This window comes from Perlabentimonas gracilis, from assembly GCF_011174675.1.
GTDB lineage: Bacteria > Bacteroidota > Bacteroidia > Bacteroidales > Tenuifilaceae > Perlabentimonas > Perlabentimonas gracilis.
Map to the genome: position 1 here is coordinate 1 of NZ_JAANIG010000032.1, position 13,197 is coordinate 13,197.

The 13,197-nt window shown below is 41.6% G+C and carries 16 protein-coding genes; 10 read left to right on the plus strand and 6 right to left on the minus strand.

Annotated features, from left to right (window positions below):
- Positions 1–226 precede the first annotated feature (226 nt).
- The 5 genes from G8O23_RS12970 to G8O23_RS12990 all read left to right on the plus strand — a co-directional run bounded on the left by G8O23_RS12970 (position 227) and on the right by G8O23_RS12990 (position 3,868).
- Positions 227–838, plus strand: a complete 612-nt coding sequence (locus G8O23_RS12970) for a hypothetical protein (protein WP_166365516.1) — start codon at positions 227–229, stop codon at positions 836–838.
- A gap of 137 nt (positions 839–975) precedes the next feature.
- Complete coding sequence (locus G8O23_RS12975; RefSeq protein ID WP_166365518.1) at positions 976–1,761, plus strand: uracil-DNA glycosylase family protein; 786 nt, start codon at positions 976–978, stop codon at positions 1,759–1,761.
- Positions 1,762–1,849: 88 nt separating this feature from the next.
- Positions 1,850–2,749 (plus strand): helix-turn-helix transcriptional regulator, encoded by a 900-nt coding sequence (locus tag G8O23_RS12980; protein ID WP_166365520.1) that lies wholly within the window; start codon positions 1,850–1,852, stop codon positions 2,747–2,749.
- Between the two features lie 196 nt (positions 2,750–2,945).
- Positions 2,946–3,206, plus strand: coding sequence for a hypothetical protein (locus G8O23_RS12985; protein ID WP_166365522.1), 261 nt, complete (start codon positions 2,946–2,948; stop codon positions 3,204–3,206).
- Positions 3,207–3,256: 50 nt separating this feature from the next.
- On the plus strand, positions 3,257–3,868 hold the full coding sequence (locus G8O23_RS12990; protein ID WP_166365525.1) for a hypothetical protein: 612 nt from the start codon (positions 3,257–3,259) through the stop codon (positions 3,866–3,868).
- Between the two features lie 35 nt (positions 3,869–3,903).
- On the opposite strand, the gene G8O23_RS12995 is transcribed toward G8O23_RS12990, so the two are convergent.
- Both G8O23_RS12995 and G8O23_RS13000 read right to left on the minus strand, forming a co-directional pair.
- Positions 3,904–4,638, minus strand: a complete 735-nt coding sequence (locus G8O23_RS12995) for a DUF3307 domain-containing protein (protein ID WP_166365527.1) — start codon at positions 4,636–4,638, stop codon at positions 3,904–3,906.
- Between the two features lies 1 nt (position 4,639).
- Positions 4,640–5,305: a hypothetical protein gene (locus tag G8O23_RS13000; RefSeq protein ID WP_166365529.1), complete on the minus strand. Its 666-nt coding sequence runs from the start codon at positions 5,303–5,305 to the stop codon at positions 4,640–4,642.
- A gap of 394 nt (positions 5,306–5,699) precedes the next feature.
- Here G8O23_RS13000 and G8O23_RS17575 point away from each other — a divergent pair, with 394 nt between their 5' ends.
- Both G8O23_RS17575 and G8O23_RS13005 read left to right on the plus strand, forming a co-directional pair.
- Positions 5,700–5,822 carry a hypothetical protein gene (locus tag G8O23_RS17575; RefSeq protein WP_262888070.1) on the plus strand — a complete coding sequence of 41 codons (123 nt, stop codon included), beginning with the start codon at positions 5,700–5,702 and terminating at the stop codon, positions 5,820–5,822.
- A 135-nt stretch (positions 5,823–5,957) separates the two neighbouring features.
- Positions 5,958–6,179 carry a helix-turn-helix transcriptional regulator gene (locus G8O23_RS13005; protein WP_166360980.1) on the plus strand — a complete coding sequence of 74 codons (222 nt, stop codon included), beginning with the start codon at positions 5,958–5,960 and terminating at the stop codon, positions 6,177–6,179.
- Between the two features lie 3 nt (positions 6,180–6,182).
- Here the strand turns inward: G8O23_RS13005 and G8O23_RS13010 are convergent, their stop codons facing one another.
- The 3 genes from G8O23_RS13010 to G8O23_RS13020 form a co-directional block, all read right to left on the minus strand.
- Positions 6,183–6,713 carry a hypothetical protein gene (locus tag G8O23_RS13010; RefSeq protein WP_166365531.1) on the minus strand — a complete coding sequence of 177 codons (531 nt, stop codon included), beginning with the start codon at positions 6,711–6,713 and terminating at the stop codon, positions 6,183–6,185.
- Positions 6,714–6,843: 130 nt separating this feature from the next.
- Entirely contained in the window at positions 6,844–7,770 is a 927-nt protein-coding gene (locus G8O23_RS13015) for a nucleotidyl transferase AbiEii/AbiGii toxin family protein (protein ID WP_219932516.1), read from the minus strand.
- Entirely contained in the window at positions 7,767–8,534 is a 768-nt protein-coding gene (locus tag G8O23_RS13020; protein ID WP_166365533.1) for a type IV toxin-antitoxin system AbiEi family antitoxin, read from the minus strand. The genes G8O23_RS13015 and G8O23_RS13020 overlap by 4 nt, the downstream gene beginning before the upstream one ends.
- A 538-nt stretch (positions 8,535–9,072) precedes the next feature.
- On the opposite strand from G8O23_RS13020, the gene G8O23_RS13025 reads away from it, so the two are divergent.
- Genes G8O23_RS13025 through G8O23_RS13035 form a run of 3 tightly spaced genes read left to right on the plus strand, consistent with a single transcriptional unit; the run spans position 9,073 to position 10,801 of the window.
- A complete protein-coding gene (locus G8O23_RS13025) occupies positions 9,073–9,621 on the plus strand; it encodes a phospholipase D-like domain-containing protein (protein ID WP_166365535.1) in 549 nt (182 codons plus the stop codon).
- Between the two features lie 60 nt (positions 9,622–9,681).
- Complete coding sequence (locus G8O23_RS13030; RefSeq protein ID WP_166365537.1) at positions 9,682–9,960, plus strand: hypothetical protein; 279 nt, start codon at positions 9,682–9,684, stop codon at positions 9,958–9,960.
- 43 nt (positions 9,961–10,003) lie between these two features.
- Positions 10,004–10,801 carry a hypothetical protein gene (locus tag G8O23_RS13035; protein ID WP_166365539.1) on the plus strand — a complete coding sequence of 266 codons (798 nt, stop codon included), beginning with the start codon at positions 10,004–10,006 and terminating at the stop codon, positions 10,799–10,801.
- A gap of 236 nt (positions 10,802–11,037) precedes the next feature.
- On the opposite strand, the gene G8O23_RS13040 is transcribed toward G8O23_RS13035, so the two are convergent.
- Complete coding sequence (locus G8O23_RS13040; protein WP_166365541.1) at positions 11,038–13,185, minus strand: Tex family protein; 2,148 nt, start codon at positions 13,183–13,185, stop codon at positions 11,038–11,040.
- Positions 13,186–13,197 lie beyond the last annotated feature (12 nt).

The following is a 13,197-nucleotide window of genomic DNA, read 5'->3' on the forward strand; positions in this document are numbered from 1 at the left end:
CGCAGCTTCTCTTCCTTGGTAAAACTTCGTTTTTTCATCATCATAAAAGTACAGATTTTAATCTATATCCTCGTCCGATGATTTAAGGGGCTAATACAACCAGGCTGCCTGAAAAGCATTGTGATACTCTGTATATTCTCTGTGGAACACTGTGGAATAGTTTTTCACAGTGTCTCACAGCTTAGTTCGCTTATAAGTCAGCCGCAATAGGTAAATAATCTAAGCTATGAATACAATTAAGGAGAAATACTTTGTAGTGGGTGAAGATGAATTTCATACCCAGCTGATTATTAAAAACTATGGCGATAGATGGAGTTCCTTCTATAAAAATTTCTTTGGCCATATTGTGTATATCGATACTGAGCTTACGCAGGTGGTTTGCGCAACTGTTTTTTCTGATATCAATATAAACAGCAATCTTTCATCCTTTGAAAACTACTTAGGGCATATTAAAACAATCGATTTTGTCAGTGTGCTAATGCTTACAACTGCTTATCCTAGGCGAAGAGACCTACTAAAGCGAGCTGTTGTACCAGCGATAAGCAAAAGCTCACAGCTCGATATGCTTCTGAACGACTCCAACGGATGGCTCCTGTACAATTATCAGCTTGAAGAATTGGTTGTAATGGCTACGGGATGCACTCCTGTTGAAGCCCAAACCCTTCGTAAGCGTATAAACCAGAAGGAGGCCTCTGCTTTTTCGGAGACTGAGAGCATAAACCTGTTTGGGGTTTCGCTAAAGGATTTAATTACCGAGCGGGCAGAGTTTTCACCCACCCTTTATCCCGAATACAGAGGCGCTTACCTGCTTTTTCGGCATCTGAATAATTGCATGTAACCTATGTCCAAATTGTTTGTCGTTGTTTAAAGTAGGATTTACAAGGTAGCATTTATCGCCCAGAGAGTTTTCAATGGCAATGTATTAGATTCCCTGAATTAAATCCCAAAGTTGAATTAACCCAAAATAAATCTGATATGCAACAACTAAAAAATGAGCTAGATAATCTGTACAACGATTTGAATATTTTGCACCAATCCCCAATGCACAATTGTAGCCATCGCCATACCTGCTGGGCAGAGGTGGAGGAGGAACGAAGGGAGAACTGCGACTGGGGTATGTACTCACCCTTTATCGGCAGTAATTATGATGCAGGGCGAGTGCTGGCGCTGGGTATCAATATGAATGGCTTTGGCGATGCCGATGCGGAGGACAAGCTGGCTAAACTTGCCATTGATGAGATTATGCTGGGCAGGGTAAGAACTTTTGCCAAGTCCGGATACCGAGGTAGCCTGTTTTGGCATCGGCTACTCTCATACTCGGCCTTGCTACTGAGGGCTGTTCGAATCATACCAACTCCAACTGATAGGCCATACCCCCCAAAGGAGGAATTGAAATCAGCTTTGGACTACATTGCGGTTACCAATAGCATTAAGTGCGCGCCAAGTGGAAAAAACAGTCAGCCCTTGCCTGCGATGTGGCTCCACTGCCCTCAGCATATTCTTTTGCGTGAGGTCGAAATCCTACGACCCAGGTTTATCGTTGTGCTTGGGGTGTACAACTACCTGTGGGTTAAGGATCTTTTCCAAGCCAGCAATGAGGTTCGGCAGGGGGAAATAAGCCTCTCGTTTGGCAGGCGTGCCGATGCATCGGTCTCTATAATTGGAATTCCACATCCCTCCTCGTCACAAGGTACATCGCTTAGGCGAATGGATGAGCTGGAGCAGCTGCTGGATAAATTAGACTTGCAAATAATAGGTTGAATCAGTAATTTTTGAAAGATCAAGACCTTTAGCGACGCACATTGTCGTTTAGACTACTTATCTTTGATGTAAACTAAAAGCCAATACCATGTCTAAAAGAGAATCGTTGGGTAGATATATTCACATCATCAAGATGCTGCGCAGGCAGCCGCTAAGGTTTACCGATATTGCGAATAACCTGGAGGTGCAGGGCGAGGTGGATGGCTGCATCTACTCCATATCGCAACGCCAGTTTCAGCGCGATATTAAGGATATTCGCAATTTGTACAATATCGACATAACGTTCGATAGAAAGCATATGATGTACCGAATTGAGTTCGATGAGGCCTCGGAGATGGATACCCGCATCTTTGAAGCGTTCGACACGTTCAACGCCCTTAACGTGACCGATCGCATATCGTCGCATATCCACTTCGAGAATCGCCGTCCGCAGGGAACCGAGCACCTGTACGGCATTCTGCACGCCATCCGCAATGGCCTTGAGATTGAGTTTACGTACACCAAGTACTGGGACGATAAGGTGTCGCAGCGCAGGTTGCAGCCCTACGCGCTCAAGGAGTTTAAGAACCGCTGGTACGTGGTGGGTGCGGATCTGAAGGACAACCAGATTAAATCGTTTGGTCTCGACAGGCTCACCGATCTGGATATTACGAAGAAACGCTTTACCATTCCGCAGGACTTTAACGTGCAGGAGCATTACAGGTACTGCTTTGGCATAATTAGTCCCAACTCCGATACGCCAAAGGACGTTGTGCTATCGTTTACCGAATACCAAGGGAAGTACATAAAATCGTTGCCCTTGCACCATACCCAGCAGATACTGATTGATACCAAGCAGGAGCTGCGAATCAAGCTTAAGGTGTTTATCACCGAGGATTTTGTAATGGAGATCCTCTCGCACGGTGAGCGGGTACGAGTCCTTGAACCCCAATCGCTGGCCAACCAAATCAGAAGCATCCACGAGGAGGCGGTGGAGGGGTATGGGTAGAAATGGAAAGGTTTTGAAAAATTGTTACACCTATCAAAATTTCATTACTTGGGACTTTTATAAAATATGCTTACCTTGTTTAAATAGAAACCTTCTATTATCCATATAAATTGAAGCAATAATATGAAAGCAATTAAAAAATAACTGGGGTTGAATGACACAAGTAATAATAGTTAACCCAATAACAATTTGAATTATGGAAATGAAAGATGTTTTAAGTTTTTCCGATGCATTTTATAAAAAGTATAAAGATGAGAGTGAGCAGTTACCCTATCATATAAATATAATTGATGAGTTGCGCGCCAATGAGAATGCTCATAGTAGAATACTTATAAAACTTTTAAAGTTTAACAAGAATAAGATTGATTACCCCATTTTGAAGAGTTTTTTGGAGTTCTTATCAAGCCAATCGGATTGCTTTCGTTTTGATACTATAATTACATACCGATTGGATTGACGAGTTTAAGAAAAAATACGGCATTATCAATGAATGGTAAAATAAGCACTATGGATATTGATACAATCATTAAAGACGAATTGATAGAAGCGACTAGGAGGGGATACTCATTTTATCAAAATATTATTAATAATAAATTTCAGCCCTCAATTCTTGAAATTAATTGCAAAGACCTTGTTGATTACGACAATAGTGGAAAGGGGGAGTATGATTTGCCCGAAAGTTTAAAAATATCCTTTTTTAGAGGTCTTGACAAATTATTACTTGACAATGAAGAAAAAAGTTTAACAAATAAAAAGCCTTGTTTGTATTTCTTAAAATTTGATGCAGGTCTGGCCGAAAGTATTCTTGCTAAGTATAGAAATTATAGGTCAATAGATAATTTGCGAAACAAATCGAGTTTAAAACCGAATCCAAATATCGATACTAATATACTATATGTTGGCAAGGTATTAAGCAATGTTGGAGCGAGGCTCTCAACACACTTTGGTTATGCCTCTCCTAAAGTTGGTGGACTTCAATTAAAGCATTGGGCACGAGATATGGAGTTGAAGTTAAAAATCCACCTAATCATATTTCATGAAGATATTGGGAACTTTATTAATCCGCTTGAATTGGAGTTTACCCGTTTACTAAAGCCTTTAATTGGAAATTCAAAATAGCAACCCAATAGCTAGTTCCTTTGCATCCCATTCCATCAAAACATCGATTTTGTAAGTAATCCAACCAGAATGGCTACGGTAAAGCTAAGCATTGTACCAATTAGCACGTACTCAGTCTTCTTTTTGCTATCCTTATTGTTATCTTTGGTTATTCTTAGTATAGACTTTGCTGCAATAAGAAATCCTATGGCAGCATACTGTCCAATAATTATGAATACAAATACTAGCAACCTTTCTAAAACACCAATATATAAACCCGCCTTAGTAAGGCTATCCCCCATGTCAATCTGCTGGCGAAATGGCTTTGTTGTTTTTCCAATTATGATCCCCGCTGGCCATATTAGCACAACAGCTGAAAACACTATAGCTAAATAGTTTTTCTCTGTAAATAGCATTGCGATAAATGGAAAAACTTTTCCGAAACCGTTGATAAGTGTAAGCCATAGCAATAAAATAACTAGCAAATGTAAAAGCTGATCGATAACAAAGGCGTTTACCAAGTGCTTGTTCTTTTTAGACTTACCCTTTTCATGCCTTAACTTCCAGTAATCAATTGCAATATGGGTGATTATTATTGTGAGAGGTGCCCACCAATTGCCCCATTGCTGAAGAAGTAGGTATGTGAGAATGCCCGAAAGCAAGCCGTGAAACCAAAAGTGCAACGACTTTACGCCATACTCCCGTTTCTTTTTTACCCATTTGTCGGTTTGTAGCACAAAATCGGTAAGTACATGGGCTAAGAGTAGCTGTATTAGTATTGTTATCTCCATTTTAGTTCCCCCCACTAATTAGTTCCTCAAATCTATTTATTAGTGCTTCTAATCCACTCCAGCCAGCATTAGCCTTTCTTTGGTTAACAGCCGATTGTGTTATTCCTAGTTCCGCTTCAATATCCTTCTCCCTTAAACCTAAAAGCGTTAAGTATAAAACTTCTGCTGATGTTATTTTCCATCCCTTCATTATCTCCTCTAGCAGCGCTAGCTCTGTATTAATCTCGTTATCCCACTGTTCACTATGGGTTTTTATTAGTATTTTTCTTTTACTTTTTTTCATGGTATCGAGTGTGCGTCCCGAATGCTCGTATGCCTCACCCGACGATATGTTTACATCACTCCTTTGCGCATCAATTTCGCCAATACCAATAGCTATTCGCATATCTACCATAGGTTTATTCCGTTTCTTCTCGGGAGTTAAATTAACTGCATTTACGGCTGTCTTTAGAAGTAAGGCAACCTTAAGGGCATCTTCGGGGACGCCAATCTCCACTTGAATGCTATCGCCCCGCTTTATGGAGAAGGTTGCGTTAAGGTTAGTCCTTACACTACTCAATGCTTTGGGATTGTTAAATACACTACTAATTGTATCAATAACCCGAGTAGCATCATTCGATGAAAGTTTGGTGTAATCAATAATATCGGCAGTAACTACAGCTTTCATATACTATCTTTTTTCTTAATGAAATTTTATTAGGCTGCAGGCTTATATGGGTTTATTATAAGTCTATAGCCTAATGTTTAACGCATCGTTATTACTCATATTACTTTTAGCGTCAGATTAAATTACTACAACAAATATAAGGAAATAACCTAATAGTGCATTAGTATAAGCCAGTGGGCTAATAAGTATTCTTCACTTTATTTCGCTTTGCAGAGCTTAGCTTAATTTGATTAGTTTAAATGTTTTATATCTAACAATAAATACACTGCTCAATACTCCATTTAATCACCCCGAAATTACCGAAGCATTCATATTCACGATATCAATAATCTTAATAATCCGGCCAACCTGCACGTCGTCGAATACGCCTGTTATGCCTTGATCGTTAGATTTCTTGAAACGTTACGAGAGCCAATTCAATTTAGACGATTTGAGCGAGCATTCCTATATTTGGGAAAAAGCCTTTATGCCTTACATTGATGATAATGTGCTGGATACTGTGCTTAGGATTATATAGAGTTGTTAGGTGTTCACTGATAGTAGCTTTTTTGATCCCGTTCGGGTATAAAATACACACAATACATCGTTTTTATACCCGATGAGGTATAATGCAATAAAAAAATACTATATTTATACCCGAAAAGGTATAGTTATGCTACTAGGCGAATTCTTAAAGCAAAGGCGAGCCGCCACAGGGCTTACGCAGCAGGCTCTGGCCGAAAAGGCCGGAGTGGGTTTGCGTTTTGTCCGTGAAATGGAGCAGGGCAAGGAGACCTTACGGCTCGATAAGGTGAATCAGGTGCTCCGGTTGTTTGGACATTGGGTGGGAGCAGTTCCCATTCCACGTAAAACTCTACTTGATGAGGTTGAATAGAGATTAGGTTGTGGGTAGTTGGCTTGAACTGTCACCCATTTTCTTTCCCGTACATTCTGCCACTCTTTTAGCTATATCCAATAAGAAAGTTTCGCACTCACTCCCATTGGAATAAACGGTAAACCTTACATTTCTATTCTTTGTATCCACATCAACATGGTAAAGGGCGTATTCGTTTTGTTGGGTGAAGGAGAGGCCAAAGCCCTCGTTCTCAATTTGGGAGAGTAGCTCACGCTCCTTTTCCCTATGTAATGCCGCCCCCTCAAAGTCCTGATTTTTGACGCACTGTAGCTTAAGGCTTCTTGCATCAAGGCACTTATTCAACAATTTTTTCAGCTTGGCGTATCTCTTTGTCGAGAATGTGTTATGGCTAATAAAATCGACCTTAAGGGTCGCTAGCTTTCGTATCATCTCTTCTGTAAATCCATCGATAAACTCGTTGTGGTCAAAATCCTGTAATAAATTGGGTGGGATTTCTTTGGCGCTATAGCTCCACAGCAAATCGGCAAGAATAAAGTTGTATTTCGCTTCCATTTTTTTGCCTTAAAGGTACAGTGTGATTGCGTCAAACCGTGTCGTTTCGATGGACACGCTTTTTAGGTAAGTAGAATTTGATTTAGGTAGCTTTTTAGTTTTATCATCGCAATCCTATCTTTAGGACAACTCACGCCATATCAAGCGATATCTCCAGCTTGTTGACCATTTGTTTGTGTTTAGCAGGATTTGATTTGCGAAGTTTCTCGATATTAATAAGTTTCCATCTAATGGCCGGTAAATCCTTCAAAATAGGGTAGGGGAATAGATTCCATTCTGGCTCTCCCTGCTCAAAGCTAAGCAAGAATTTTTTGTCGAGGTGAGTCAGCCTTTTTTGCAGCGTTTCAACCAGAATCGCTCTGGTTTGCTCATAGTCATCATAGGAAAACGCTACCCGCGACATCCCTGCAAATTGGTTTTCAAAGGCAGATCTTTGGTTTTTCAGTATAGGGTATAGCAGCTCATGTATGGGTTTGTAGTGGCTAATCAACCCAATTTTCACACCATCCAAGATCTCATCGGTTAAACCTTCGTTCTCAAGCAGTAGCTTCACATCAAATATATCACGAGGATGTTGACGGTCGGCAGCTGCACAGATTTTACCTCCATACAGCTCTGCTAGAGAAACAACATCAATGGCAGCAAACTTTCCAAATTCATCCTGAACAGAGTCAACCACCTGCATCAACCGTGTTGGAAATACAATGCCTCTGGAAATGGTATTGACCTCAATTTTTATCTGGGCATTTTTACTCTGTACGTTAAGTTTTACATTAGTTTCGTCGTTTAATGCAACAGGGTGAACCCTTACTTCTGGTTTGTTACTTTCGATACCAGCCTTAATCCGACTTAATCCCACCTGGATATCTTTCAGGGCCACCTCTCTAGTATTAATAGGTAGATAGGTTAGGTCAATATCCACCGATAGGCGAGGTAAGTCTCTTACAAAGAGGTTGATGGCAGTTCCCCCTTTTAGGGCGAAAAGTTTCTCTTTCGATACGTAGGGCAAAACCTCTAACAGCAAATTCACCTGCGCCCTGTACGTTGATGAAATCATAATTCGGCTAGTTCTTTAGGTATAGATATTAAATACTTTTGGATGTAAACCCCCTTTTCTGCAAGCATTCGGTTACCAGCCCCCAGGCTTATCTGTTCCAGTTTATGGAATTGAAACCATTGGTGGTTCGATTTTTCAGCCATATACAGAAACAGGCGCCTAACCTTTACTGAATTACAATTGGACAAAAGTTCATTCAGCAGCTTCGGTTTTAGATTCACAAGACCCTCAAAGATGTGGTAACACTCCACTAGATCGATGCTTTTTGGGGCTAAATACAAACACTCCATAATGGCTCTTTCTGGTGCGGAGGCTTTGATAAGGATTCCCTGCTGCTCTAGCTCTATGATTCCAAGATCAGGAGGTAAAAAGGAGCTCTGATGATGCTTTATGTCCATCGTCCAATCGTAATCAGCAAACCATTTGGGAAGTTTAGTTTTTAGAGGTGAGAACAAGTGTAACGTTTCATTGCGCATTCTGAAGTAGTGGCTAAAGCCCTGGAGCGCCAATGCCGACAAACCTCCAACATGAACCCTTAATTCGGTTTGCATTTGAATGGTATTCAATGCCCCATGCCACTCAATGGTATCCCCTGGCTTCTTATATGCGCCTCGCCCTAAGGATTCCAGCCATCCACTTTTAAGGTAGTATTTTTGTAGATTCCTTGAAATGCCAAAACTCTCCAGCCAGTTAGCTGTAACCACATGTCCTGGATGCAATATTTTGAATAGTCTTTTTAAATATGTCTTATTTTGGGTATTCATACTGCATTGTTTTTGACAAATATAAAAAATAAATCGCATTCCTAGTTATTGAATGTTAAATATATCGCATATAGGGTAATTAAACTACCCTTATGGTGATTTAAATAAAAATAATATTATTCATCATATGCGCCAGTCACAATTACGCAGACTCATAATAAAGCACAAGCCTAGTTGCTAAATTGCCTTAAATTTATTTGCTATTGGTAGATTGGTCGATAAGCGCTGGAATACAGTTTCGCATTACTTCATTCTCATTATTTTGAGGTTATTGTAAGGGTGCATCAAAAGAGTACAAATAGGTTTAAACATTCTTGTCAGGTAAGTAAATTTTTGTTTTAGATAAGATTGCCTTGGGTACTTTTTATTACTGTAACCCGCTGTGAACTATTTGTTTGCAGCGGGTTTGTTGTTTGTAGGGGTCGGGGTAGAAGCAGGAATCAGGTTAACTTTGTTTTTTTAGGAGAGAATTAGGTTGTAAGTTAGGGGGAAGATTTAATGAAAGGAACACAGAAATCGTTAAAGTAATTCACAGCCAATGCCCCCTTTCATCCAATACATCCAAAACGAGGAGCACTACACCAAGGTCCTTCTGCATACCCTTTCGGTAAAGCAGGAGCTGTGGATTGGCACTGCCGATATTAAGGATTTGTTTATTAAAGACGGTAGCAGGTCGATTCCATTCTTAGGACTGCTTTCAAAGCTTGTTTCCAAAAGGGTAAACATTAGGCTGCTCCATGCTAAAGAGCCAGGGCCTTTGTTCCGAAATGATTTTGACAATTATCCCAACCTGGCCAAAGGTCTCGAACGCGCAATATGCCCAAGGGTACATTTCAAAATATTTATTTTCGATTTGGAAACAGCCTACATTGGCTCCGCCAATCTCACAGGTGCAGGAATTGGTATGAAAAGCCCTAACCGCCGAAACTTTGAAGCAGGGATCCTAACCAACGATCCCGAAATTGTTGAAAGCGCCATCAACCATTTCGATACGGTTTGGCGAGGCGACTATTGCAAACAGTGTGACAGGAAGGAGTTCTGTGGCGATAGGTTGGATGAATATACTGTACATCAAAATTATAAATAACTAAGAAGTATTTTAGTAGCAATATTATTACTTTTGATTATCTAGTAATTCTGTATTCTTATGGACAATAACCTATCAAAACTTGCTAAAAAAACACAAGACCTAACCACGCAGGCCTACACCGAGTATAAACCTTTGGTTGAAGATATTATTACCAATAAAAGAATAAATCAAAAAGAGATTGAATGTCTACTAAGCCTTATGCTCGATTTCTGTTCCGATGATAAGGTATTATCCCTTTACAAAACCCTCTGCCGATACTACTTGGATATTAACCCAGAAGCTGCAGCCGATTATATAAGGTATTACAGTGAGATGTGGGATAGTGATGAGGATTAAATAGATTCGAAAAAAATAATAATAATTTTAAAATAATCAATGTATGGCCAAAGACGATTCAAGATTTGACAATGAGGAACTTAAGGACGAGAACCTGTTCCTTAAAATGAAACTGATGGCTAAGCATGGTGCTCAGTTTTCAGAGCCTGAAGACGGTAGCAAAGTATCGCCTGAGATTGAGAACCAGTTCCTAAAGAATATCGAGGAGTTCGAAAAGCAGTTCCACTCGGGAAAGCGGATAACCATCAACCAACGGCTCAATTATCCCGTGTTTGAAAAGGAAGCAGCAATTACAGATGACAAAATCTCTGAGGTATTAGGAAATACCATGAACCTTCTGAATGGCAATGGTATTTCCCTCGATGCTCTTTGCGATGTTACCGACAGGGAACTCTACAGGTTTATTACTGAGGAGCTAGTCCATCAAGAGGTGGATGACATTAATATGCCTGGTATGATGAGCTGCTTTATTTATGAGGAGTTTTATCCCAACCAAGAGCTTAACATAGAAAACGATTGTAGCGATTTTTTTCACTTCTTCCTTGCGAAAGAGTATAACTTTTATGCCCACCACCTAGCTGAAAATTTAAAGGGGGAAAGCCACCTAAAGCATTTCAGCGATTCGTTCATCTCATTTAAGAAACTTGATTTTGCCATTATCAGCATAAATTTAGAAGGTGAAAAAGCCTATGTATATTACACCGCCGATTTTGTTGGTACTATTGACAATGCTCTGCATATACAACGCTTCTGCGGAGCTGGCGAAATGGAGCTGCAATTCGATGGCGAATACTGGTATATTGAGCAGGTGGTATTACCAGAAAAAATAGACGACCTTTAAACTCTACGATATTATAAGATAAATCATCAATCAGTTTGACCTAGGGTTGAAAGGAACTGACTGCAAACAGTGTGACAGGAAGGAGTTCTGTGGCGATAGGTTGTATGGGTGAAATGCAAAGGTCTATACCCAATAGGGTATAGGCATGATAGCTAGCCAACTGTACAAATAAACATCAAACTGCAAAACCAAACCTATGGCATTGCAGTTTGCATTAAGTATTTTCATCAACTCAGCTACTGGGCATCCTCCAGCCCCTTCATGGTGAGTTGAATTCGCTTGCGGGCCACATCAACCTCAACCACCTTTACCATTACGTGCTGATGCAGCTTCACAATGTCGTTAGGGTTCGATACGAATCTGTCGGCTAGCTGCGATATATGTACCAATCCATCTTGCTTTACACCCACATCAACAAAAGCTCCAAAGTTGGTGATGTTGGTAACAATACCGGGGAGTGTCATGCCTGGGATCAGGTGTTCAATTGAGTACACACCCTCTGCAAATTCAAACACTTTGATTCCCTGCCTGGGGTCGCGGCCCGGTTTGGCCAGCTCGTTGGTAATATCCTTTAGCGTGGGCAGGCCAATGCTGGAGGATACATATTTTTTAATATCAATTTTGCTGCGGAGCTCCTCGTCATGCAGTAAGTCTGTTACCGACGATCCCAGATCCTTGGCCATTTGCTCCACCACGTGGTAGCTCTCGGGGTGCACCGCGCTGTTGTCGAGTGGGTTTTTAGCGTTGCCAATGCGGAGGAAACCGGCACACTGCTCAAAGGCTTTGTCGCCAAGGCGGGGCACCTTCTTTAGTTGAGTCCTGCTGGTAAAATCACCATTCTCGCGTCGGTAGTCAACTATATTTTTGGCCAGCTGTGGGCCTAGACCAGAAATATATGTTAACAGGTGTTTACTTGCGGTGTTAAGATTTACGCCCACGTGGTTTACGCAGCTCTCCACCACGGTATCAAGCCCCTGCTTCAGCTTGGGTTGATCCACGTCATGTTGATATTGCCCCACGCCAATAGATTTTGGGTCGATTTTTACCAGCTCGGCCAGTGGATCCATGAGCCTACGGCCAATGGAAATTGCTCCGCGTACGGTTACGTCGTATTCAGGAAACTCCTCACGGGCAACTGCCGAGGCGGAGTAAATTGAGGCACCGTCCTCACTTACCACAAATACCCTAACATCCCTATTAAACCTTATGCGTTTCACCAGCGCTTCGGTTTCGCGGCTGGCCGTTCCGTTGCCAATGGCAATGGCATCAATTTTATAGGTATCAACCAGCGCCGATATTTTGCTCATGGCCTTCCCCTGCTCGTTTTGAGGTGCATGCGGATAGATGGTTTCGTTGTGCTTTAGGTTACCCTGCGAGTCGAGGCAAACCACCTTGCATCCCGTACGATAGCCCGGATCAATACCCAGCACATTTTTCTGACCAAGTGGAGCTGCCAGTAGGAGCTGGCGTAGGTTTTCGGAAAATACCCGTATTGCTTCATCGTCGGCTTTGGCCTTTAGCTCTGCGGTGAACTCGTTCTCAATGCTAGGTTCAATTAGCCTTTTGTAGCTATCCTCAATGGCAAAATCAATCTGATCGGCCGACTCGTTATCATTTCTTACAAACGCTGCCGATAGCTCGTCAAGCACATCATCGGCGGGAGGGGTAATTGACACCTTAAGGAAACCTTCGGCCTGGCCACGGCGCATGGCCATAAATCGGTGCGAAGCGCATTTTTTTACAGCTTCCTGCCAGTCGAAATAATCGGAAAACTTTACGCCCTCCTCCTCCTTGCCCTTGGTAACCTTAGAGCGGATTATGGCCTTTTGATGGAAGTGACGCCGTACGATATTCCTTGCCCTCTCGTTCTCGCTAATCCACTCGGCAATTATATCGCGAGCCCCAGCAAGAGCATCCTCAATATTTGGCACCTCATCGGTTATATACTTTTGAGCAACCTCCTCCAAATTAATGTTTTGTTGCTTCATGATGATTTCAGCAAGGGGCTCAAGGCCTTTCTCCTTGGCAATGGTGGCCTTGGTGCGGCGCTTGGGCTTGTAGGGTAGGTAAATATCCTCCAGTTCAACGGGGTCGTAGCACTCTTCAATCCGTTTGCGTAGCTCGCTGGTAAGTTTCCCCTGCTCATCTATTGTGGTTAAAACGGTCTCTTTACGCTTGTGGAGTTCAACCAGCTTGTTTAACCGGTCGCGGATATTGGTAATGGCCACCTCGTCGAGGCTACCGGTTTGTTCTTTCCGGTATCGGCTAATAAATGGGATGGTAGATCCTTCGTTTAGCAGCTTTACAGTATTTGCAACCTGCTTAAAACTAGTATTCAACTCATTGGAGATAATCTCTATGTGTTTCTTATCCTGATCAATCATTTAATAAAATAT

Coding starts and splice junctions, on each gene's coding strand:
- G8O23_RS12995 (WP_166365527.1), bottom strand. CDS start 4,638: ATGGAGATAACAATACTAATACAGCTACTCTTAGCCCATGTACTTACC.
- G8O23_RS13010 (WP_166365531.1), bottom strand. CDS start 6,713: ATGGAAGCGAAATACAACTTTATTCTTGCCGATTTGCTGTGGAGCTAT.
- G8O23_RS13025 (WP_166365535.1), top strand. CDS start 9,073: ATGCCCCCTTTCATCCAATACATCCAAAACGAGGAGCACTACACCAAG.
- G8O23_RS12975 (WP_166365518.1), top strand. CDS start 976: ATGCAACAACTAAAAAATGAGCTAGATAATCTGTACAACGATTTGAAT.
- G8O23_RS13005 (WP_166360980.1), top strand. CDS start 5,958: ATGCTACTAGGCGAATTCTTAAAGCAAAGGCGAGCCGCCACAGGGCTT.
- G8O23_RS13035 (WP_166365539.1), top strand. CDS start 10,004: ATGGCCAAAGACGATTCAAGATTTGACAATGAGGAACTTAAGGACGAG.
- G8O23_RS13030 (WP_166365537.1), top strand. CDS start 9,682: ATGGACAATAACCTATCAAAACTTGCTAAAAAAACACAAGACCTAACC.
- G8O23_RS12990 (WP_166365525.1), top strand. CDS start 3,257: ATGGATATTGATACAATCATTAAAGACGAATTGATAGAAGCGACTAGG.
- G8O23_RS13000 (WP_166365529.1), bottom strand. CDS start 5,305: ATGAAAGCTGTAGTTACTGCCGATATTATTGATTACACCAAACTTTCA.
- G8O23_RS13020 (WP_166365533.1), bottom strand. CDS start 8,534: ATGAATACCCAAAATAAGACATATTTAAAAAGACTATTCAAAATATTG.
- G8O23_RS13015 (WP_219932516.1), bottom strand. CDS start 7,770: ATGATTTCATCAACGTACAGGGCGCAGGTGAATTTGCTGTTAGAGGTT.
- G8O23_RS13040 (WP_166365541.1), bottom strand. CDS start 13,185: ATGATTGATCAGGATAAGAAACACATAGAGATTATCTCCAATGAGTTG.
- G8O23_RS12980 (WP_166365520.1), top strand. CDS start 1,850: ATGTCTAAAAGAGAATCGTTGGGTAGATATATTCACATCATCAAGATG.
- G8O23_RS12970 (WP_166365516.1), top strand. CDS start 227: ATGAATACAATTAAGGAGAAATACTTTGTAGTGGGTGAAGATGAATTT.
- G8O23_RS12985 (WP_166365522.1), top strand. CDS start 2,946: ATGGAAATGAAAGATGTTTTAAGTTTTTCCGATGCATTTTATAAAAAG.